A 21,418-nucleotide genomic window follows, 5' to 3' on the forward strand; every position below is an offset into this window, starting at 1 on the left:
CGGGCCGCCCTCACGGGTCAGGTGAGGCGCACTCACGAAGAGAGGTGGGCCGCGATCCGCTGCGCCGCCGCCTCCGCGGTGGCCACGCAGGCAGGCAACCCGACGCCGTGCAGGGTCGCCCCGGCGACCGCCAGTCCCGGCACGGCCGCCACGGCCTTCTCGATCCGCTCGACCCGCTCCAGGTGCCCGGTGCCGTACTGCGGCAGGCCGCCGCCCCACCGGGTCACCAGCGTCTCGATCGGGGCCGCCGTCACGCCGGTCAGCCGGGCGAGGTCGTCGCGGACCACGCGGACCAGCTCGACGTCGTCGAACTGCAGCGCGCCCGGCTCGCCGAACCGGCCGACCGAGCCGCGGACCAGGACCGGGCCGCGGCCGAAGTGGCCCCACTTCCGGGAAGAGAAGGTGAACGCCTTCGACGCGTACGGCACGCCGGAAGCGTCCCGCTCGCCCTGGCCGATCAGGATCCCCGACGCCTCGGGCAGCGCGGTGCCGGGCGGCAGCGCCAGCGCGACCACGGCCATCGACGCCAGCTCGACCTCGCCGAAGGCGGCCGAGGCGGCCGGGACGACGTCGGCGAGCAGCCGACGGGCCGACGGCGCGGGCACCGCGAGCAGCACGGCGTCCACCTCGGCGAGGTTGTCCGCGGGGGCGTGCGCGGTCGGCGCCGCGCCGATGCGCAGCCGCCAGGCGGTGCCGTGCCGCGCGATCTCGCAGACCGGCAGGCCGGTCCGCAGCTCGGCGCCGGACGCCGCGGTGAGCCGGTCGATCACCGCGCCGAGGCCGCCGGGGACGGTGCCGAACACCGGCGCCGTCGACGGGTTCGACGGCAGCTGGGCGGCGGCCGCCGCGGTCAGCGAGCCCGCGCCCGCCGCCAGCGCGGCGGCCAGGCCGGGCATGGTCGCGCGCAGGCCGAGGCCGTCGGCGCCGCCCGCGTAGACGCCGCCGAGCAGCGGGTCGACCAGCCGGTCCACCAGTTCGTCGCCGAAGCGCTCGCGCAGCAGCGGCCCCAGCGGCAGGTCACCGCCCGGCAGCCGCAGCTCGGGCAGCGACGGCTCGGCCTCGACCGCCTTGCGGCCGGCTTCCGACAGCACCCCGGCCACCGACTCCGCGGACGCCGGCACCCCCATCACCGTGCCCGGCGGCAGCCCGGTGACGGCGCCGCCGGCGTGGATCTTCGCGCGGGCCTTCGTCGGGTGGACGACGTCGAGCCCCAGCTCGCGGACCAGGCCCAGCATCTCGGGACGGCGGACGAGGAACGCCTCGGCACCGACGTCGTAAGGCACCCCGGCGAGCTCGGCGGTGCGCAGCTTGCCGCCCGGCGCGGTCGTCTTCTCGAAGACGGTGATCTCGGCCTCGGGGCCGAGCAGCTGCCGCAGCCGGTACGCGGCGGTCAGCCCGGAGACGCCGCCGCCGACGACCGCGACGCGCTTCACAGCTCGTGCACCAGCCCGACCACGCGGGTCAGCACGTCGGGGTCGACGCCCGGGAGCACGCCGTGGCCCAGGTTGAAGATGTGGCCGTCGGCCGCCTTGCCCTCTTCGACGATCCGGCGGACCTCGGCTTCGAGGACCGGCCAGGACGCGTGCAGCAGCGCCGGGTCGAGGTTGCCCTGCACGACCGCGCGGCCACCGAGGCGCCGCACCGCTTCGTCCAGCGGGATCCGCCAGTCGACGCCGACGACGTCCGCGCCCGCGTCGCGCATCGCGGCGAGCAGCTCGCCGGTGCCGACGCCGAAGTGGATCCGCGGCACGCCGTACTCCGCGACACCGGCGAGGACCTTCGCCGAGTGGGGCAGGACGAACTCGCGGTAGTCCCGCTCCGACAGCGCGCCCGCCCAGGAGTCGAACAGCTGGACCGCGTCGACGCCGGCGTCGAGCTGGGCGCGCAGGAACGTCAGCGCGACGTCGGCCAGACGGCCGGCCAGCTCGTGCCAGAGCGCGGGCTCCGAGTGCATCAGCGCCTTGGTGTGCTCGTGGTTGCGGCTGGGGCCGCCCTCGATGAGGTAGCTGGCCAGCGTGAACGGGGCGCCCGCGAAGCCGATCAGCGGGGTCTCGCCGAGCCGCTCGACCAGCAGCCGGACGCCGTCGGCGACCTTCGCGACCTGCTCGGGCGCCAGCTCCGGCAGCGCCTTCACGGCGGCGAGGTCGCGCACCGGCGCGGCGGCCACCGGGCCGGTGCCGGGCACGATGTCGATGTCGACCCCGGCCGCCTTGAGCGGCACCACGATGTCGCTGAACAGGATCGCCGCGTCGACGCCGTGGCGGCGGACCGGCTGCAGCGTGATCTCGGCGAGCATCTCCGGGTCGAAACAGGCGTCGAGCATCGGCACGCCCTCGCGCAGCGCGCGGTACTCGGGCAGCGAGCGGCCGGCCTGGCGCATGAACCAGACGGGCGTGCGGGCCGGGCGTTCGCCGCGCGCGGCGGCCAGGAACGGGGCTTCGGGCAGCTCGCGGCGGCCGGACGGGGCGGCCTGGCGCGGCAGGGGCGTGGTCTGAGACATCGCCGTCAATCGTGCCACGAGCCCGGTCGGGCCGTTCTCTCGGCGCGCCTGCGCCCGCAACAGGGCGTGCCCGCCCTAAAGTCGGTGCGTGACCGCGATGACGCCAGTGCCCGAACTCTTCCGCGAAGCAGTCGCGGCGCTGCAGTCCGTCCGGCCCCGCCGGGAGGTGCTGCTGGAGCCGATGCGCGCTCCGCAGCGGCTCGCGCCGTGGTCGTACGCGGTCAGCTGCGAAGTGGCCGGGCCGGCCGACGTGCTGGCCTCGGGCCGGCTGGTCCTGCTGCACGACCCGGAGGGCCAGGACGGCTGGGACGGCGTGCTGCGGCTCGTCATGTACGTGCGCGCGGAGCTGGACCGGGAGCTGGCGACCGACCCGTTCCTGCCGGCGGTCGGCTGGTCGTGGCTCACCGACGCGCTGGAAGTGTCCGGCGCGAGCTGGAAGGCCCTCGGCGGCACGGTGACCGAGACCTCGTCGGCCCGCTTCGGCGACATCTCCGGCCCCGCCAGGACCGACGACCTCGAGTTGCGGGCGTCGTGGACGCCGACGGACTCCGGGCTGCTGCCCCACGGGCAGGCCTTCTGCCAGGTGATGGCGAGCGTCGTGGGGCTGCCCCCGGTCGGGGTGACCCTCTTCGGGCAGCGCCAGGGCTCCTGAACCCCGGCCGACCGGGCGATCTTCGGCAACGAATCGGCAACGGCGGGCCGTGACCGGCCGTCCCGGGAAGCCGTCTTGTACGGATGTGAGCAAAATTCACGTCCGCTGAACGCCGTTCACTCGCGGTGCCGAGCCCTGAGACGCCCCCAGACGCGCCGAACAGCGGGGATGGTGTCCCGGGACGCCCGGGTGTCCGTCACGGACTACGAGGGCGTTTCACGTCTCCTCGTTCGTGACTCCACGCGGTCACGCACCGCAACAAGATCAAATCACGCTCCGGGCCGCCACCGGCACCCCGAAACGGACACGGACCGTGACGACGACCGGCCTCGGCAAGCGCTCGCGCGGCCGGTCGGCAGAGTTGATCATGCCCCGGCCGGAGCCACATTCCGAGGGTTGGGGGAGCCCATCCGGCCCCTGGTCACTAGGCGCACCGGAAGCTGCACGCTTCATCTGCACGGCCATTTGGACGCCGGTAACTCCTTAGCATCGTGTTCGCTCGGCTATCCGTTAGCAACCGGCCGTGTACTAGCCCGATCGTGTTACGACGAACCCACTGAGTGACTGTTCGTTTGAGATAGATACCCATTCGATCCCCCCGCAACGGCCTCAGGACGGCTACAGTGCCTTCGACGACACCACTTTCGGTCTAAAGCTGGCGCGGCTGAACGGCCGAAGGTCCCGGTGCCGGTCGGGGGGCACGACCGACTCCAGGGAGGTAGTGACGTGGCTACCGTCGGCATTTCTCAGGCCGTCCGATCCACGCCAGCCGGCGCGTTGCCGGCGAGCATGGTTCCGCACCCGCGGGAAGAGCTCTTTTCGGTACTGGTGGTCGATGACCACCCGCTGTTGAGGGAGGCAATCGCAGCAAGACTCGCACAGATGGGTGCGGGCACCGTCCACGAAGCCGCCACGGTGGCCGAGGCGAGGGCGCGAGCACAGGCCACCGGGCCTTGTGACCTGGCGATCCTCGATCTCGGACTGCCGGACGGCAGCGGCATCGAGCTGGTCACGGAACTCCGTAGCCACGGCTGGCCGCGCGTGGTGGTCCTCGCATCCTCGGACGACCCGTACGCGGTCCGCTCGGCCTTCCAGGCCGGGGCCCAGGCGTACCTGCTGAAGTCCGCGTCGCCGGTCGTGGTGACCGACGGCGTGCGGCGCGTGCTCGAGGGCGGCGTCTACGCCGACCCGAGCGTGGCTCCGGTGCTGGCCACCGGGACCCGCGTCGCGGGCACCGACAACACCCCGCGCGAGCTGTCCGCTCGCGAGGTGGAGGTGCTCCAGCTGGTCGCCGACGGGCAGTCCAACAAGGAGATCGGCGAAGAGCTCTCGCTCTCCGCCCTCACCGTCAAGTCCCACCTGTCCCGGATCGGGCGCAAGCTCGGCACGGGCGACCGGGCCCAGATGGTGGCGCTGGCCATGCGAGCCGGCGTGATCCGCTGACGCAAGCGAACAGCCCTGCGGGGCGGGCAGACCAGGCGCGGTATGCCCGTCCCGTAGGGTCGTCAACCATGGGAAGTGCAGAGGCCGAGGACACCGGGATGGAGATCGAGTCCACGGGCGGCCCTGTGCTGCTACGCGAACCCGCCGAGGGCACGCCCCCGGTGATCACCGACGCTGCCGCGCTGGCCGAGACCTGCGCGAAGCTCGCCGCGGGCTCCGGAGCGGTCGCCGTCGACACCGAACGCGCGTCCGGCTACCGGTACTGGCCCAAGGCCTACCTCGTGCAGCTGCGCCGCGAGGGTTCCGGCACGGTGCTGATCGACCCGATCGCACTGGCCGACGACCTCCAGCCGCTGCGCGACGTCCTCAACGACCTGGAGTGGGTGCTGCACGCGGCCTCCCAGGACCTTCCCTGTCTCGCCGAGCTGGGCCTGCGCCCGGCGGCGCTGTTCGACACCGAGCTGGCCGGCCGGCTGGCGGGCTACGAACGCGTCGCGCTGGGGACGCTGGTCGAGCTGCTGCTGGGATACACCCTCGAGAAGGGCCACAGCGCGGCCGACTGGTCGAAGCGGCCGCTGCCGGTCGACTGGCTGAACTACGCCGCCCTCGACGTCGAGCTGCTCGTCCAGCTGCGGGAGAAGCTGGAAGCGGAGCTGGGCGCCCAGGGCAAGCTGGAGTGGGCGCGGCAGGAGTTCGAGTTCGTGCGGACGGCCCCGCCGCCGCCCCCGCGGGCCGAGCCGTGGCGCCGGACGTCCGGCGTCCACAAGATCCGCAGCCCGCGCGGCCTCGCGGCGGTCCGCGAGCTGTGGCAGGCCCGCGACGAGCTGGCCCGCAAGCGCGACCGCGCGCCCAGCCGCATCCTGCCGGACAGCGCGATCGTCAACGCGGTCACGGCCGACCCCAAGACGGTGGAGGAGCTCCAGGCGCTGCCGGTGTTCAGCGGCCGCGTCCAGCGCAAGTACACGGCGAGCTGGCTCCGCCACCTGCAGGCGGCTCGCGCGTTGCCCGCTTCGGAGCTCCCGTCGCCTTCGCAGCCGACGGACGGCCCGCCCCCGGTGAACCGCTGGGCGGACAAGGACCCGGACGCGGCGGCCCGCCTCTCGGCGGCCCGCGCGGCGCTGACGGCGATCGCGGAGGACCGCCGGCTGCCGGTGGAGAACCTGCTGCTGCCGGACCTGGTACGCCGAACGTGCTGGCGGCCACCGGCGGAGACGGACGAGGATTCGGTGGCGGAGGTGCTCCGCGCGGGTGGGGCCCGGCCGTGGCAGGTGGAACTGACAGCGGCGGCACTGAGCAAGGCCCTGCAGGCCACGGCTTCCTGACAGATCCACGACAGTCCCCGGCCAGTGTCGCGCGGGGACCGGGGTTCGCGCGCTCGTTGATCTACTCTCGCCGAAATCCAGATCTTCGGCGAAAGTGCGCTCGATGACCGACTTCATGTCCGACCAGCCCGCGGTCCAGTGTTTTCTCAGTTTCACCCACGAAGACGACAGTTTCCTGAACTTCGTCACCCCGCTGAAGGCTTCCCTCGAACAGTTCTGCGCCTCCGCGCACGGACGCAAGATCGAAGTCTTCGTCGACCGCGAGAGCATCGGGTGGGGCGAAGACTGGCGTACCCGGATCCAGGACGGGATCAATGCCGCAATGGTCTTCATCCCAGTCATCTCCATGAACTACTTCTACGAAAGCAGTGCCTGCCGGGAAGAGCTCACCGCGTTTTACGCCAAGGCCAACGAACTGGGTCTCACCCAGCTCATCCTTCCCCTGATCGTGCTGGGGAAGAACCTCATCACCGAGAACAGCGACGACGCGAACATCCGCATCATCGAGAAGCTGCAGTACATCGACATCGAGGAGGCGGTGCTCGCCGGCGCCGGGACCGCGGAGTGGCGCCGGATGATGGCCGTCGTGGCCGGGAAGCTGATCAAGGCGATCCAGTCGGCCGAGAGCCGGTTGGCGGAAATGCAGAAGACCGAGTCACCGATCCCGGCCGCCGACGCGCCGGACGAGGACACGCCCGGCCTCCAGGAGTACGTCGAAAGGCTCACCGAGGTCGGCGGGATTCTCGAACAGCAACTCGGCAGCATCACCGTCTCACTGCACGCACTCGCCGCCGAAATGCAGCAGGCGACCGCGGACATGGAGGGCCAAACCCAGGACTTCATCAAGGAACGAGTGGCCCGTACCGCCGAAACCGTCAAGCCGCTGTCGGTGAACATCCAGCAGGTAGGTACGGCGTTCGAAGCCACAATCGCCGAAACCGACAGCATCATGCGCTCGTACATGCAGCTCATGACCTCGCACGGCAGTCCCGAGATGGTGGCCCAGGCCGGTAAGGAATACGCGGAATTCGTCGAAATGCTGGGAGAGCTGGAGGAGGTGGAGACCGCCATCACCACCTTCCTAGACCAAATCCGCCCGGTGGAAGTGATCAACGCCCCGCTGCGGGCCGCGATCAGGCCTCTTCGCGTGGGGGCTCAGTCGATCCAGCTGGGCATCCGGACGCTTCGTGGTCTTCAGGATCTGCAGCCGACGCCGGTTGGCCCGCTTCTGCCGGTTTCCGCCACCCCGAAGCCGTGACCGTCGCCACGGACGGCCTCGCGGGGGCCCTGGGTGCCGTTCGTGGCCGGGCTTGTCAGGAGGCTCGGCTTCGCGCCTCTGCCAGGGCCTCCCCCGTCTTCATGGTCTGCGGGTGCTCCGCCCCCAGCACCGCCGCGAACCCCTCGACCGCGAACTCGTATGTCTCCACCGCCGCCGCCCACTCCCCGCGGCGGGACTGGACGCGGGCCACCGTGGCCAACGCGTGCAGCAAGTCCGGGTGCCCCGGCGGCAACGGTGCCGAGACCAGCGCCGCCTGTGCGTAGTGCTCCGCGTCCGCCAAGCGGTCCGTCTCCGCCAGCGCACGGCCCAGCAGCACCCGCGCTTCCCACGTCAACCGGTCCTCCGGGCCGGGGTGGACCACCCGGGCCGCCACCACCGACGATGCCAGGTCCGCCGCTTCCGCCGGCTCGCCCGCCAGCAGCAACCCGTACGCCAGCCACATCCGGGCCGCCTCCTGATCACCTGTGCCGTCGGCCAGTTCTTCGCGCATCGCCTCGATCAACGGGCCCGGGGCACCCAGTTCGGCCTGGATCGTCGTGCGCAGGAACCGGACCACCGGCGCCCACTCGGGCGGGGCCGCGCGGAGGGACTGCTCGGCGTCGTCGAACCTCGCCAGCTCCACCTGGGCGCGGACGAGCTCGGACGTGAACTCACCCAGCGCCCGGCAGGCGTCGATCGCCGACGCGTACCGGCCCGCGTCGAACAGCGCGGTCACGATCCCGCGGCCGCAGTGCTTGACCGCGTCGTGGTCCGGCCCGCGCACGTACGCATACGCCGAGCGCACCGACGAGAACAGCTCCACCGCCTCGTCCACGCGCCCGGTCTGCGAGCAGCGGACGGCGATGAGGAACCAGGACGCCAGCGTCGCGTGGTGGCGCGCGCCGAACACGCGGGTCTGGTCCGCTACCAGCGCACGCAGCCAAGCCTCCGCCCCCGGGTCGCGCAGCTCGGCCAGCCGGTCCGCGATCTCACCCCGCAGCTCGAGCGCCGTCAGGTCGTCCTGGCGGCGACGCCGCTGCAGCTTCGCGTGCAGCCAGGCGATCTCGCCGCGGAGGCGATCCACGCTCATTCCGCGAGGGCGGCCAGCAGCGCGTGCGCCTCCGCCCGCAGCTCGTCCGTCGGCTCGGGCAGGCCCACCAGCCGGACCACCCCGTCGGCGCCCTCGCGGACGTGGGCCTCGACGTCCAGTGCCGGGTCGTCGCGGCGGATCACCGCGATGCTCTCCACCAGCCCGAAGACCAGGTCCGTCCGGATCGCGACGGCCGCGGGCGCCACCCCGGAAGCCGCCACCAGGCGGCCGTACGCCGCCTTCAGCTCCGCTCGTTCCGTGCGGAAGCGGGCCAGGTTCGGCGAGCCGACCTCCGGCAGCAGGTACAACGCGCCCAGGTTGTGCCGGGCGCCGCCCAGCAAGCCGATGTCCGCGTACGCCAGCGCCCACAACCGGACCGCCGCCGGGGCGCCGCCGGCCACCAGCCGGGCCGCCAGTGCCAGTGACGGGCGGACCGTCTCGGCCAGCAGCGCCGCGAGGATGTCCTCCTTGGCCGGGAAGTGGTAGTACAGCGAGGCTTGGCGCAGGCCCGCGCGTTCGGCGATCGCCCGCGTCGTCGTGGCCGCGTACCCCGCTCCGGTGAACAACTCCCCCGCCGCGTCGAGCACGGCCTGGCGCGCGTCCGGACGGCTCGCCGCCGCCCCGCTCGCCCTCGGCCTGCCGACTCCCGACCCTTTGACCACCCCGTGATCTTGCCAGGTCTGCGGGCGCGACACGCGCACGGCAGGTGCGGTTACGCCCGGATGTCGCCATTGACGCCGGGTCGCTCCGGCCGTTAACGCACCCCTAACACGACGGAGACCGCCGCGTCGTGACGGCGACCTAATTTCTGTCAAGCGATCGAAACAAGGAGACCGCATGACACCGCCCGACGAACTCACCGCCTTCGGTTACCGCCAGGAACTCCGCCGGTCGCTGGGCGGGTTCTCCGCCTTCGCCGCCGGCTTTTCCTTCGTCTCCATCCTCACCACCGTCTTCCAGCTCTTCGGCTTCGGCTACACCTTCGGCGGCCCGCTGTTCTTCTGGACGTGGCCGGTCGTGCTGGCCGGCCAGCTGCTCGTCGCCCTCAACTTCGCCGAACTCGCCGCCCGCTACCCGCTCGCCGGATCCGTGTACCAGTGGGCGAAACAGCTGACCAAGGGCTTCCTCGGCTGGCTCGCCGGCTGGATGATGCTGCTCGGCTGCATCGTCGCCCTCGCCGCCGCGGCGATCGCGCTGCAGGTCGTGCTGCCGTCGGTGTGGGACGGCTTCCAGTTCGTCGGCGGCGACCCGTCGGTGACGTCGCCGACCGGCGCGGCCAACGCCGTGCTGCTCGGCACCGTGCTGCTCGTCTTCACCACCGCCGTCAACGCCGGCGGCGTCCGGCTGATGGCGCGGATCAACGACGTCGGCGTCGCCGCCGAACTGCTCGGGGTCGTCGTCCTCGTCACCGGGCTGCTCCTGTTCGCCGTGCGCGGGCCGCAGGTGGTGCTGCACGACGCACCCGGCACCAGCGCCGGGATCGGCGGCGTGCTCGCTTCGGCGCTCATGGCCGCCTACGTCCTCTACGGCTTCGACACCGCCGCGTCGGTCGCCGAAGAGACGAAGAACGCGCGCCGGACGGCGCCGCGGGCGGTGCTGCGGGCCGTGCTCGTCTCCGGCATCGGCGGCCTCGCCGTGGTCGTCACCGCCCTGATGGCCGCGCCGAGCCTCACCGACGGGCAGCTCGCCGGCAAGGGCCTGCCGTACGTGATCACCGCCGTCTTCGGTGACACCCTCGGCCGGGTCTTCCTCGCCGACGTCGCGATCGCCGTCGTCGTCTGCACCCTCACCATCCAGACCGGCACCGTCCGGCTGATCTACGCGATGGCCCGCGACGGCGCGCTGCCCGCCTCCGCCCGCCTCGCCGGGGTCAGCCCCCGCACCGGCACGCCGGTCGCGCCCGCGCTGCTGTCCGGCGCGCTGGCCATCGGGCTGCTGCTGCTCAACGTCGGCAACCCGACGCTGTTCAGCACGATCACCGGGACGTCGGTGGTGATCGTCTACCTGGCCTACCTGCTGGTGACGGGCCCGCTGCTGGTGCACCGGCTGCGCGGGCGGTTCCCGGCCGAGCCGGGCCGGTTCTCCCTGGGCCGCTGGGGCGTACCGCTGAACGGAGCAGCGGTTCTGTACGGCATCGCCATGATCGTCAACATCGCCTGGCCCCGCGCGGAGATCTACGATCTCGCCGGTTCGGGCTCCCCCTGGATGCTCCTGTTCCCGATAGAGTTCGTCGGCGGCGCACTGGTGATCGGCTGGCTCTGCTGGCTGCGCCTGCGCCCCGCTCCCGCCCTCGAACCCGCGACCTGAGAGAGGACGACCATGAGCACCACCGCGACGACCTACGGAGCGCGCGACCACGCCCGCGCCCAGGCCGGCACCGTGGTCGACACGATGCCGTCGATCCCGGCGAGCACCTGGCCCGCGCCGCCGGCCGAGGTCGCTCCCGAGGCGCTGACCTGGGCCGAAACCGTGGCCGGCGGCGGGTACACGCACAAGGTGCTGGCCCGGGGCACGCGGCTGCGGCTGACCGACGTCGACGGCGACGCCTGCGCGCACCTGCTGCTGTTCAACGCCGAGGCGCCGTGGGAGCGGCTGAACGTCGCGGACACCGTCAAGGTGCAGTGGAACGCCTACCTCGGCGAGTCGGTGGCGCTGCTGTCGGACCAAGCGCGGGTACTGGCCACCATCGTCGCGGACTCGAGCGGGCGCCACGACGCCCTCTGCGGGACGTCCACTGTGGACGGCAACGCCGAGCGCTACGGCGACGGCTCGCCGCAGGGCCCCTCCCCCGCGGGGCTGGGGCTGTTCACCCTGGCCGCGGCGAAGAACGGCCTCGGCCCGCGGGACCTGCCGCCCAGCCTGTCGTTCTTCCAAGGAGTGCGGGTCCAGCCGGAAGGCGGGCTGGAGTTCACCGGCTCCGCGGGTGCAGGCAAGGCCGTGGACCTCCGGATCGAAATCCCCTCGATCGTCCTGATCGCCAACGTCGCCCACCCGGTCGACCCGCGCCCGGACTACACGGTGTCGAAGCTCGAAGTGCTGGCCTGGCGCGACCGGCCGACCACCCCGGACAGTCCGGAGTGGACACACACACCGGAGGCACAGCGCGCGTTCGAGAACACCGCCGACTACCTCACCGCACGGGGGATCGCATGAGCACGGCCTACGAATCCCAGCTGGAAGTCAGCGTCGACGTCCCCGCGCGGGCGCCGTACTCGACGGTGCTGCAGCAGGGCCAGGAGCTGGCGATCATCGACCTCGGCGGCAACCAGGCCGTCGACTTCCTCTGCTACGACGCGAACGACACGTCGAAGCGCTACAGCGCGGCCGCGACGATCGCCGCGCAGCGCAACATCTTCCTCACCACCGGCAGTGTGCTGCGCACGCAGGAGGGCGCGCCGTTGCTGACCGTCGTCGCCGACACCTGCGGGCGCCACGACACCATCGGCGGCGCGTGCAGCAAGGAGTCCAACAGCCTCCGTTACGGCCAGCACACCCGGTACCAGCACGCCTGCGTCGAGAACTTCCTCATCGAGGGCGCCAAGTGGGGCCTGGGCAAGCGCGACCTGGTCAGCAACGTCAACTGGTACATGAACGTGCCGGTCGAGGCGGACGGCACGCTCGGCATCGTCGACGGCATCTCGGCCCCGGGCCTGGAGGTCCGGCTGCGCGCGGAGACCGACGTGCTGGTCCTCGTGTCCAACTGCCCGCAGATCAACAACCCGTGCAACGGCTTCGACCCGACGCCGGTGCGGATGGTCGTCATCTCCCCGGGAGTCGGCGCGTGAGGCTGCTCGTCGCCAACCGCGGCGAGATCGCGGTCCGGATCCTGCGCAGCGCCAGGGAACTCGGTCTCGAAACCGTCGCGGTGTACTCCGACGCCGACCGCCTCGCCCCGCACGTGCGGCTCGCCGACCGGGCCGTCCGGCTCGGCCCGGCGCCCGCCGCGGAGAGCTACCTGCGGGCGGACGCGATCATCCAGGCCGCGCTCGACACCAGCGCCGACGCGATCCACCCCGGCTACGGCTTCCTGTCGGAGGACGCGGCGTTCGCGCGGGCCTGCGAAGAGGCCGGGATCGCCTTCGCCGGGCCGTCGCCGGAGCACCTGGAGGTGTTCGGCAGCAAGCACACCGCCCGCGAGGCGGCGATCGCCGCGGGCGTGCCGCTGCTGGCCGGCACCGGCCTGCTGTCCGATGTGGACGAAGCACTGGCCAGTGCGGAGGACATCGGCTACCCGGTGATGCTCAAGGCGACCGGCGGCGGGGGTGGGATCGGCATGCGCGCCTGCGCGTCGCCGGACGAGCTGCGCGCCGCCTGGGAGACCGTGCGCAGTGTCGCGGCCAAGAGCTTCGCCAGCTCCGGCGTCTTCCTGGAACGCCTGGTGACCCGCGCGCGGCACGTCGAGGTCCAGGTCTTCGGCGACGGCTTCGGCGAGGTCCTCGCCCTCGGCACCCGCGACTGCTCCCTGCAGCGGCGCAACCAGAAGGTCGTCGAGGAGTGCCCGGCGCCCGGCCTGCCCGAGGAGGTCCGCAAGCAGCTGGTCGACTCCGCCGTCGCGCTGTGCTCGTCGGTGCGGTACCGGTCCGCGGGCACGGTCGAGTACGTCTACGACCCCGAACGCGGCGAGGCGGCGTTCCTGGAGGTCAACACGCGGCTGCAGGTCGAGCACCCGGTCACCGAGGCGGTCTACGGCGTCGACCTGGTCGCCTGGATGCTGCGGCTCGCCCAGGGCGACCGCGCGATGTTCCGCGCGGTCCCGGTCCCGCGCGGGCACGCCGTCGAAGCCCGCGTCTACGCCGAGGACCCGGGCGCCGGACACCGGCCGAGCGCGGGCTTGGTCACCCGGGTCACGCTGCCCGCAGGCACCCGCGTGGACACGTGGGTCGAGCCGGGCGCGACCATCACCACGCACTACGACCCGTTGCTGGCCAAGGTGATCTGCACCGGCACCGACCGCGCCGACGCGCTGGCGCACCTCCGGGAAGCGCTCGCCGTCACCCGGTTCGACGGCGTCCAGACCAACCTCGGCCAGCTGCGGGCCGCGGCCGCGGAAGCGGCCTTCGGTGCCGCGGCGCACGACACGGCCACCCTGGACGACGTCGCCGACGCGGAGCCGCGGATCGACGTCCTGCGCGGTGGCACCATGACGACCGTGCAGGACTGGCCGGGCCGCACCGGGTACTGGGCCGTCGGGGTACCGCCGAGCGGCCCGATGGACGACCGTTCGCTGCGGCTGGGCAACCTCGCGCTCGGCAACCCCGAAGGCGCCCCTGGCCTGGAGTGCACTGTGGACGGCGTGGCGCTGCGGTTCTCGCACGCCACCGAGGTGTGCGTCACCGGCGCGCCGACGACCGTGCTCGTCGACGGCGCGCAGGTTCCGTTGTGGACACCCGTCGAGGTCCCGGCGGGTGCGGTGCTCGACGTCCGGGCGTGCACGGCCGGGCTGCGCAGCTACGTCCTGGTACGCGGCGGCATCGACGTGCCGGCGTTCCTCGGCAGCGCGTCGACGTTCACGCTGGGCAAGTTCGGCGGCCACGGCGGCCGCGCGCTGGCCGCCGGGGACGTCCTGCGGCCCGGACCGGCCCCGGCGGACACGGCGCTCGGCCCGGTCGCCGGCGCGGAACGCCCGGTCTTCGCTCCACACTGGACGGTCGGCGCGCTCGAAGGCCCGCACGCGGCCCCGGAGTTCTTCACCCCCGAAGACGTCGACACGTTCTACGCCACGGACTGGCAGGTGCACTTCAACTCGGCCCGCACCGGCGTCCGGCTGGTCGGGCCGCGGCCGCAGTGGGCGCGTCCGGACGGCGGCGAGGCGGGCCTGCACCCGTCGAACATCCACGACACGCCGTACGCGATCGGCGCCGTCGACTACACCGGCGACCTGCCGATCCTGCTCGGCCCGGACGGGCCCAGCCTGGGCGGGTTCGTCTGCCCGGCGACGGTCGCCACCGGGGAGCGGTGGAAGCTCGGGCAGCTGCGGCCGGGCGACACCGTGCGGTTCGTGCCGATCGGCACCGACCACGCGGCGGCGCTGCGGACGCGGCCGGCGTCGGCGGTCGAGCCGAGCCGTCCCGTGCGCGACGACGGCGGTGTCCTCGCGCGACTGTCCTCTTCGGATGCAGAGCCGTCGGTCACCTACCGCCGCAGCGGCGACGACAACCTGCTGGTCGAGTACGGCGAGATGAAGCTCGACCTCGCGCTGCGGATGCGGGTGCACGCGCTGGCCGAGCGGCTGACGGCCGAAGGCGTGCCGGGGATCGTGGACCTGACGCCGGGCATCCGGTCGCTGCAGGTGCACGTCGACCCGGACGCGCTGCCGGTGGGCAAGGCACTGGGGCTGGTGCGCGAGCTGGAGCGGGACCTGCCGCCGACGCACGACCTGGTCGTGCCGAGCCGCAGCGTGCGGCTGCCGCTGTCGTGGGACGACCCGGCCACCCGCGAGGCGATCGAGCGGTACATGACCGGCGTCCGCGACGACGCGCCGTGGTGCCCGTGGAACATCGAGTTCATCCGGCGGGTCAACGGGCTGTCCACTGTGGACGACGTGTACCGGACGGTGTTCGACGCGGAGTACCTGGTGCTCGGCCTCGGCGACGTCTACCTCGGCGCGCCGGTGGCGACGCCGCTGGACCCGCGCCACCGCCTGGTGACGACCAAGTACAACCCGGCCCGGACGTGGACGGCGGAGAACTCCGTCGGCATCGGCGGCGCCTACCTGTGCATCTACGGCATGGAGGGTCCGGGCGGCTACCAGTTCGTCGGCCGCACGGTCCAGGTGTGGAACAGCTGGCGCGGCGGCGAGCAGCCGTGGAACCTGCGGTTCTTCGACCGGATCTCCTGGTACCCGGTGTCCGCCGAGGAGTTGCTGGACCTGCGGGCGCAGAGCGCGTCCGGGACCCTCGAACTCGACACCACCGAGGGCACCTTCGCCCTGGCGGACTACCAGAAGTTCCTCGCGGACAACGCCGAGAGCATCGCCGGGTTCCGGGCGGCGCAGGCGGCGGCGTTCGAGGCGGAACGGCAGGCGTGGGCGGCGGCGGGCGAGTTCGACCCGAAGCCCGAGCCGGTCACCCGGCCCCCGGCGCGGGTCGAGGCACCGCCGGGCGGGCACGTCGTCGAGGCGCCGTTCGCGGCGACGGTGTGGCGGGTCGACGTCACCGCGGGCGAGCGCGTCGAGAACGCGCAGTCCCTGGTGACGCTGGAAGCGATGAAGACCGAGGCGCGGATCCCCGCGCCGGCGGGCGGAGAGGTGGTCGAGGTGCTCGTGTCCCCCGGTGACCAGGTGGCCCCCGGCACCCCGCTGGTGGTGCTGGGATGAGCGCCGCCGAAGAGCGGGTGCGGGCGGCTTACCGCCGGATCGAGCAGGTGGACCGGCCGGAGATCTGGATCGACCTCCGGCCGGAAGCCGACGTCCTGGCCGAGGCCGCCGCGTCGGAGTCACGCGGCCTGCCGCTGTACGGGAAGCTCGTGGCGGTCAAGGGCAACATCGACGTCGCCGGGCTGCCGACGACGGCGGCCTGCCCCGAATACGCCTACAAACCGGAGGCCGACGCGCCGGTCGTGGCGCGGCTGCGGGCGGCGGGCGCCTTGGTGCTCGGCACCACCAACCTGGACCAGTTCGCGACCGGACTGGTCGGGACGCGCAGCCCGTACGGCGCGGTCCGCAACGCCGTCGACCCGGCCTACGTCTCCGGCGGATCGAGCTCGGGGTCCGCGGTGGCGGTCGCCCTCGGCATCGTGGACCTGGCGCTGGGCACGGACACCGCGGGGTCCGGCCGGGTGCCGGCGGCGTTCAACGGGATCGTCGGGCTCAAGCCGACGCCGGGCCTGCTGCCGACAGCCGGTGTGGTGCCCGCGTGCGCCAGCATCGACTGCGTGTCGCTGTTCGCCCGGACGGTCGAGGAGGCGTCGTTCGCGCTGACCTGCCTGGCCGAGCCCGCGCAGGTCCACACGGGACGGTTCCGGCTCGGCGTCCCGGCCCCGGAACAGCTGGGTCCCTTGGCGCCGGGCTGGGCCGAGGCGTTCGATGCGGCCGTCGCGGAGTACGCGGCCGCGGGCGCCGAAGTGACCACTGTGGACATTGCGGCGTTCCTGGAGGCGGCGCAGCTGTTGTACGGCGGCGCGTTCGTCGCCGAGCGGTACACGGCGGTCGGCGAGTTCATCGACGCGCACCCGGACGCGGTCGACCCGGTGGTGCGTTCGATCATCGCCCCGGCCAGGGACATCCCCGCGCACCGGCTGTTCGCCGACCAGGCCACGCTGGCCGGCCTGCGGGCGGAGGCGCTGGTCGCGCTGGCCGGCGTCGACGCGCTCCTGCTCCCGACGACGACCGAGCACCCGACGCTGGCGGAGGTCGCGGCGGACCCGGTGGCGGTCAACGCCCGGCTGGGCCGGTTCACCAACTCGACCAACCTGTTCGGGCTGTCCGCGTTGGCGGTCCCGGCGGGGACGGTGGAAGGCCGCCCGTTCGGCGTGATGCTCCTCGGCGCCCCGCACGACGACCTGAAGCTGGCGGCGCTGGCGGGTTTGCGTTCCGAACGCATCCCGATCGTGGTGGTGGGCGCGCACCTGAGGGGCCAGCCGCTGAACCACGAGCTGACCTCCCGCGGCGGCCGGTTCGTGTCGGCGGTCTCGACGGCGGCGGCGTACCGGTTGTACGCGCTGGACACGGTGCCGCCGAAGCCGGGCTTGGTGCGGGTGGCATCCGGCGGGGTCTCGGTCGCCGCGGAGGTGTGGGACCTGCCGGCGGCGGGGTTCGGTTCGTTCGTGGCCGGAATCCCGGCGCCACTGGCGATCGGCAAGCTCGAACTGGCCGACGGCACCCGGGTGCCGGGCTTCCTCTGCGAGCCGTCGGCCACGGAGGGAGCGGAGGACATTTCGGCGAAGGGCGGGTGGCTGGCGCACCTCGGCGCCGGATAATGGGTTGCGGGGCGGGGTGACACTGAAGTGGTGAAAGCTCTTCCGTGCGGCCATCTCGCACCGGCCGCCGGGGCGCGTGTCTGCGCCCACCTCACCACCGACAACGGCCCGGACTGCTTCCGCGTGCTCACCGGCGTCGCGACCCGGTACGACCTGCTGTGCAAGTCCTGTGCCGACGCGGACGCCCCGGAGCTGCTCGACGCCTGCGCCGGCTGCTTCCAACGCGCTGAAGGCGGCGCCGACCTCGGCTGGCGCGGCAGTCCCGAGATCCTCCGGCGAGACCGGGACCTCGGCGGCGCCTGGACGACCACGGCCTGCCCGGTCACCCCGCTCAACGACCGGTGCCTCGCAGCCTTGCCGGCCGGCTGGCTCGCCTGGACCGCCGACGGCCTCGTCGCGCTCGACCCGGAGCCTCGGCACATCTCGGTCGTGGACCTCCCGCCGGAGTCCCCGCCGACGGGACCGGGGGAGGCACCCGAACCGGCACTGCACACCGCCGCCGACGGCCGGTTCGCCGCAGCGGTCACCGACTACGGCCGCCACGGCGTGGTCGTCGACCTCGCCTCGGGTGCGGCGCCCCTGGCGCTGGACCGGCAGGGCTACCACCCCCAGACAGTCCGCTTCCCGGTCGCGTTCCTCGGCTCCGTGGTCGTCGCCGCCACCGACTGGAACCGGCTGGATGCCTTCGAAGCGGCCACCGGGCGCCTGCTCACCGAACGCGTGACGAGCCGTGAGGAGAACCGGGAGCACTACCTCGACTACTTCTTCGGCGCGCTGCTGCCGAGCCCGTCCGGGCGGTTCCTGCTCGCGGACGGCTGGGTCTGGCAGCCCGAGGGGATTCCGCTGGTGCTCGACTGCGCGACCTGGCTCGCCGGCGATCGGCACGCACCCGAACACGGTCAGGCGCTGGCTTTCCGCGATTCATGGGACGTGCCGATGGCCTGGGTGGACGACGAAACGGTGGCCCTGCAACAAATCGGTGACGACCTGCCGATCGACGGCATCCAGCTGCACGACGCACGGACCGGGCGCCGCACCGGGATGTTCGCCGGGCCTGCCGGACGGATGTGGGGCCACGGCGGCCTGCTCTACGTCGCCGCCGAAACCGGGCTCGAAGTCTGGGACCCCGCCGACGGCGCCCGGGTCGGGCTCCTCGAAGGCTTCACGCCCATCGCCCACCGCGACGGCACCTTCGCCGAACTGCGCGACGATCAGCTCCGGACCTGGACACCAGCAGCGTGACCCCCCTCCCCTGCGGACACCCGGGCCCGATCGGCACCCTGCGCACCTGTTTGCATCTGGCTGTCGAAGAACCTCCCTCGTCCACCCGCCACCTCACCGGCGTGGGCACGCACTACGACCTCGTCTGCGCCGAGTGCACGCCGGCCGCGCTGGTCGAGGTCTGCGAAGCCTGCGCCGATCGGGCCGACCAGAAAAGCTTCCCCTCGGGCTGGCACGGCGAGCCCGAAATCCTGGTGCGGGACCGGAAACTCGGCGGCACCTGGTCCACCCGCCCCTGCCCGGTGCGCCCGCTGAACGACGGCTGCCTGGCACCCGTGCCCGGCCACTGGCTCGCCCTGACCGCAGAGGGCTTGATGCGGATCACCGACGACGACCAATGGCTCGTCGGCCCGGTCGAACTGCCCGAAGAGAATCCCGTGGACATCCGCGACATCCCCGACCGCCCGCGCCGCGGCCTGCACACCTCGCGCGACGGGCGGTTCGCCGCGGTCGTCTCCGACTACGGCCAGTTCGCGACGGTCGTCGACCTCGACGAGTGGGCCACCGTGCTCGACCTCGACCGGGACTGGAACGACAACGAATTCACCCGGTTCCCGCTGGCCTTCCTCGGTGAAGGCGAGACGGCGAAGGTCGTCGCGGGCACGGACTGGAACCGCCTCGACGTGTTCGCGCTGCCCAGCGGAGAGCTGCTGACCGACCGGGAAACCGCGGCACCGCAGAAGGGGGAGCCCGAACCCGAGCACTACCTCGACTACTTCCAGGGCGCGCTGCACCCGAGCCCGACCGAGCGATGGCTGGTCACCGACGGCTGGGTCTGGCACCCCATCGGTGCGCCGGAGGCCGTCGACCTCGTCGCGTGGCTGGGCGGCGACCGGCACGCGGCCGAGCACGGGCGAAGCCTCACGCTCGGCCGAGAGCACGTTTGGGACCAGCCGATCGCCTGGGTGGACGACCACACCGTCGCGATCCAGAAGATGGGCATCGCCGACGACCGGATGCTCGACGGCGTCGAGCTCTACGACGCCGGGACCGGGCGCCGCACCGGGATGTTCGCCGGGCCCGCCGGGCGCATGTGGGGCCACGGCGGCCTCCTGTACGTGGCTGCCGAAGCCGGGCTGGAGGTTTGGGACCCGGCCGAAGGCGCCCGAATCGGGTTCCTCGAAGGCTTCACCCCCACCGCCCACCGCGACGGCACCTTCGCCGAACTCCGTAACGATCAGCTCCGCACCTGGACCGCCGACTCGGGGACACCGGCAGCATGACCACCGAAGACCTCGGCAGCACCTGGTCCTCCCGCGCCTGCCCCGTCCGTCCCCTCAACGACGGCTGCCTGGCTCCCATGCCCGGCCACTGGCTCGCCCTCACCGAGGAAGGCTTCGTCCGCATCACCGACGACGACCAATGGCTCGTCGGCCCGGTCGAGCTGCCCGAAGAAACCTGCGAAGACATCCGCGACATCCCCGACCGCCCGCGCCGCGGCCTGCACACCTCGCGCGACGGGCGATTCGCCGCGGTCGTCTCCGACTACGGCCAGTTCGCCACCGTCGTCGACCTCGACGAGTGGGTCACCGTGCTCGATCTCGACCGGGACTGGAACGACAACGAACTCACCCGGTACCCGCTGGCCTTCGTCGGCGAAGGCGAAACGGCGAAAGTGGTCGCGGCCACCGACTGCGACCGCCTCGATGTGTTCGCCCTGCCCGGCGGAGAGCTGCTGACCGACCGGGAAATCCCGTTCCCGGAGCGCGGGCAGCCGTATCCCGAGCACTACCTCGGCTACTTCCTCGGCGCACTCCACCCGAGCCCGTCCGAGCGCCTGCTCGTCACCGACGGCTGGGTCTGGCACCCCGTCGGCATCCCCCTGGCCATCGACCTCGCCGCCTGGCTGGGCGGCGACCGGTACGCGGCCGAACACCCACGCCACCTCGCCGACCGCGACGACACCTGGGACACCCCGATCGCCTGGGTGGACGAGAACACCGTCGCCCTGCAGGACGCCAACGGCGTCGAGCTCTGGGACGCCGGGACCGGCCGCCGCACCGGGATGTTCGCCGGGCCCACCGGACGCATGTGGGGCCACGGCAGCCTCCTGTACGTGGCTGCCGAAGCCGGGCTGGAGGTCTGGGACCCGGCCGAAGGCGCCCGAATCGGGTTCCTCGAAGGCTTCACCCCCACCGCCCACCGCGACGGCACCTTCGCCGAACTCCGTAACGATCAGCTGAGAACTTGGACAACTGCGCGGTAACAAGCCTCACCCCTGGGCACTTCGCCGCCGATCCACCTGAGTGAACCCTCGGAGGCGGCCATGACCACGGCGACCAGATCCCCGCAGAACACCCTCGTCCACTCGTACCTGTTCCTCCGGCGCGCCATCGGCCTCATCGGCCTCGCGCTGCCGTTCGTGCTCATCCTCGGCAAGCAGCTCGTTCAGGGCGGCGACCTCCTCGGCTCGCTGAGCAGCTACTACTACACCGACCTGCGGGACGTCCTGGTCGGCGCGATGTGCGCGGTCGGCGTGTTCCTCCTCGCCTACTACGGCCACGACTACATCGACAACATCGTCAGCACCGTCGCCGGGCTGGGGGCGATCGGGCTCGCGCTGTTCCCGACCACCCCCGACCGCGACGTCACGGCGTGGGACCGGACGGCCGGCGTCCTGCACCTCGCCTTCGCGGCCGTGTTCTTCCTCTCCCTCGCGTACTTCTGCCTCCGCCTCTTCCCGCACGACGGCGAACAGCCCGAGAAGTTCGGCGCCCTCTACCGGGTCTGCGGCGGCGTGATCCTCGTCTGCCTGGTGCTCATCGCCGGGGCCAAGTACCTCGGGCTCACCCCGGACCTGCACCCGGCGCTGTGGCTGGAGGCCGTCGCCGTGGAGGCGTTCGGCGTCGCCTGGGCCGTCAAAGGCGGGACGCTGAAGCCCAAGAGTGTGCCGTAGCCCACTCGACCGGGCCACACCACTGGTTACCGGTGGGTAACAAGGGCTATCGTGCGGCTA

The 21,418-nt window shown here is 72.6% G+C and carries 17 protein-coding genes; 13 read left to right on the top strand and 4 right to left on the bottom strand.

Annotation, left to right across the window (positions count from 1 at the left end; translation table 11 throughout):
- Positions 1-32 precede the first annotated feature (32 nt).
- On the bottom strand, positions 33-1,433 hold the full coding sequence (gene hemG / locus ABZX11_RS37385; protein WP_354922408.1) for a protoporphyrinogen oxidase: 1,401 nt from the start codon (positions 1,431-1,433) through the stop codon (positions 33-35).
- Positions 1,430-2,500 (bottom strand): uroporphyrinogen decarboxylase, encoded by a 1,071-nt coding sequence (gene hemE / locus ABZX11_RS37390; RefSeq protein WP_176176136.1) that lies wholly within the window; start codon positions 2,498-2,500, stop codon positions 1,430-1,432. Before hemE ends, hemG begins: the two co-directional genes overlap by 4 nt.
- 88 nt (positions 2,501-2,588) lie before the next feature.
- On the opposite strand from hemE, the gene ABZX11_RS37395 reads away from it, so the two are divergent.
- The 4 genes from ABZX11_RS37395 (at position 2,589) to ABZX11_RS37410 (ending at position 7,175) form a co-directional block, all read left to right on the top strand.
- Positions 2,589-3,152 carry a DUF3000 domain-containing protein gene (locus tag ABZX11_RS37395; protein ID WP_176176135.1) on the top strand — a complete coding sequence of 188 codons (564 nt, stop codon included), beginning with the start codon at positions 2,589-2,591 and terminating at the stop codon, positions 3,150-3,152.
- A gap of 726 nt (positions 3,153-3,878) precedes the next feature.
- Positions 3,879-4,595: a response regulator transcription factor gene (locus tag ABZX11_RS37400; RefSeq protein WP_033261886.1), complete on the top strand. Its 717-nt coding sequence runs from the start codon at positions 3,879-3,881 to the stop codon at positions 4,593-4,595.
- 68 nt (positions 4,596-4,663) lie between these two features.
- The gene (locus tag ABZX11_RS37405) at positions 4,664-5,917 is read left to right on the top strand and encodes a ribonuclease D (RefSeq protein WP_354922413.1); all 1,254 of its coding nucleotides are present in this window, start codon (positions 4,664-4,666) and stop codon (positions 5,915-5,917) included.
- Between the two features lie 103 nt (positions 5,918-6,020).
- Positions 6,021-7,175 carry a toll/interleukin-1 receptor domain-containing protein gene (locus ABZX11_RS37410; RefSeq protein ID WP_354922416.1) on the top strand — a complete coding sequence of 385 codons (1,155 nt, stop codon included), beginning with the start codon at positions 6,021-6,023 and terminating at the stop codon, positions 7,173-7,175.
- 55 nt (positions 7,176-7,230) lie between these two features.
- Here the strand turns inward: ABZX11_RS37410 and ABZX11_RS37415 are convergent, their stop codons facing one another.
- Entirely contained in the window at positions 7,231-8,265 is a 1,035-nt protein-coding gene (locus tag ABZX11_RS37415) for a hypothetical protein (protein ID WP_354922419.1), read from the bottom strand.
- Positions 8,262-8,927, bottom strand: coding sequence for a helix-turn-helix domain-containing protein (locus ABZX11_RS37420; RefSeq protein ID WP_354922422.1), 666 nt, complete (start codon positions 8,925-8,927; stop codon positions 8,262-8,264). Before ABZX11_RS37420 ends, ABZX11_RS37415 begins: the two co-directional genes overlap by 4 nt.
- 175 nt (positions 8,928-9,102) lie before the next feature.
- On the opposite strand from ABZX11_RS37420, the gene ABZX11_RS37425 reads away from it, so the two are divergent.
- The 9 genes from ABZX11_RS37425 (at position 9,103) to ABZX11_RS37465 (ending at position 21,358) form a co-directional block, all read left to right on the top strand.
- The gene (locus ABZX11_RS37425) at positions 9,103-10,572 is read left to right on the top strand and encodes an amino acid permease (protein ID WP_354922425.1); all 1,470 of its coding nucleotides are present in this window, start codon (positions 9,103-9,105) and stop codon (positions 10,570-10,572) included.
- Positions 10,573-10,584: 12 nt separating this feature from the next.
- Positions 10,585-11,418, top strand: coding sequence for an urea amidolyase associated protein UAAP1 (locus tag ABZX11_RS37430; RefSeq protein ID WP_176176131.1), 834 nt, complete (start codon positions 10,585-10,587; stop codon positions 11,416-11,418).
- Positions 11,415-12,050 (top strand): urea amidolyase associated protein UAAP2, encoded by a 636-nt coding sequence (locus ABZX11_RS37435; RefSeq protein ID WP_176176130.1) that lies wholly within the window; start codon positions 11,415-11,417, stop codon positions 12,048-12,050. The genes ABZX11_RS37430 and ABZX11_RS37435 overlap by 4 nt, the downstream gene beginning before the upstream one ends.
- On the top strand, positions 12,047-15,580 hold the full coding sequence (gene uca / locus ABZX11_RS37440; protein WP_354922430.1) for an urea carboxylase: 3,534 nt from the start codon (positions 12,047-12,049) through the stop codon (positions 15,578-15,580). Before ABZX11_RS37435 ends, uca begins: the two co-directional genes overlap by 4 nt.
- The gene (locus ABZX11_RS37445) at positions 15,577-17,181 is read left to right on the top strand and encodes an allophanate hydrolase (protein WP_354922433.1); all 1,605 of its coding nucleotides are present in this window, start codon (positions 15,577-15,579) and stop codon (positions 17,179-17,181) included. The genes uca and ABZX11_RS37445 overlap by 4 nt, the downstream gene beginning before the upstream one ends.
- A 30-nt stretch (positions 17,182-17,211) precedes the next feature.
- A complete protein-coding gene (locus tag ABZX11_RS37450) occupies positions 17,212-18,423 on the top strand; it encodes a hypothetical protein (RefSeq protein ID WP_354922436.1) in 1,212 nt (403 codons plus the stop codon).
- Positions 18,424-18,524: 101 nt separating this feature from the next.
- Entirely contained in the window at positions 18,525-19,685 is a 1,161-nt protein-coding gene (locus ABZX11_RS37455; protein ID WP_354922439.1) for a hypothetical protein, read from the top strand.
- Positions 19,682-20,668 (top strand): hypothetical protein, encoded by a 987-nt coding sequence (locus ABZX11_RS37460; protein ID WP_354922442.1) that lies wholly within the window; start codon positions 19,682-19,684, stop codon positions 20,666-20,668. Before ABZX11_RS37455 ends, ABZX11_RS37460 begins: the two co-directional genes overlap by 4 nt.
- 60 nt (positions 20,669-20,728) lie before the next feature.
- Complete coding sequence (locus ABZX11_RS37465) at positions 20,729-21,358, top strand: DUF998 domain-containing protein (protein WP_354922445.1); 630 nt, start codon at positions 20,729-20,731, stop codon at positions 21,356-21,358.
- Positions 21,359-21,418: the final 60 nt, after the last annotated feature.

This window comes from Amycolatopsis sp. NPDC004169 (assembly GCF_040610315.1).
GTDB lineage: Bacteria > Actinomycetota > Actinomycetes > Mycobacteriales > Pseudonocardiaceae > Amycolatopsis.

Excerpts from the sequence above, each read along its gene's own strand:
- hemE (WP_176176136.1), bottom strand. The coding sequence starts at position 2,500 with ATGTCTCAGACCACGCCCCTGCCGCGCCAGGCCGCCCCGTCCGGCCGC.
- ABZX11_RS37405 (WP_354922413.1), top strand. The coding sequence starts at position 4,664 with ATGGGAAGTGCAGAGGCCGAGGACACCGGGATGGAGATCGAGTCCACG.
- ABZX11_RS37410 (WP_354922416.1), top strand. The coding sequence starts at position 6,021 with ATGACCGACTTCATGTCCGACCAGCCCGCGGTCCAGTGTTTTCTCAGT.
- ABZX11_RS37415 (WP_354922419.1), bottom strand. The coding sequence starts at position 8,265 with ATGAGCGTGGATCGCCTCCGCGGCGAGATCGCCTGGCTGCACGCGAAG.
- ABZX11_RS37425 (WP_354922425.1), top strand. The coding sequence starts at position 9,103 with ATGACACCGCCCGACGAACTCACCGCCTTCGGTTACCGCCAGGAACTC.
- ABZX11_RS37430 (WP_176176131.1), top strand. The coding sequence starts at position 10,585 with ATGAGCACCACCGCGACGACCTACGGAGCGCGCGACCACGCCCGCGCC.
- ABZX11_RS37435 (WP_176176130.1), top strand. The coding sequence starts at position 11,415 with ATGAGCACGGCCTACGAATCCCAGCTGGAAGTCAGCGTCGACGTCCCC.
- ABZX11_RS37445 (WP_354922433.1), top strand. The coding sequence starts at position 15,577 with ATGAGCGCCGCCGAAGAGCGGGTGCGGGCGGCTTACCGCCGGATCGAG.
- ABZX11_RS37460 (WP_354922442.1), top strand. The coding sequence starts at position 19,682 with ATGACCACCGAAGACCTCGGCAGCACCTGGTCCTCCCGCGCCTGCCCC.
- ABZX11_RS37465 (WP_354922445.1), top strand. The coding sequence starts at position 20,729 with ATGACCACGGCGACCAGATCCCCGCAGAACACCCTCGTCCACTCGTAC.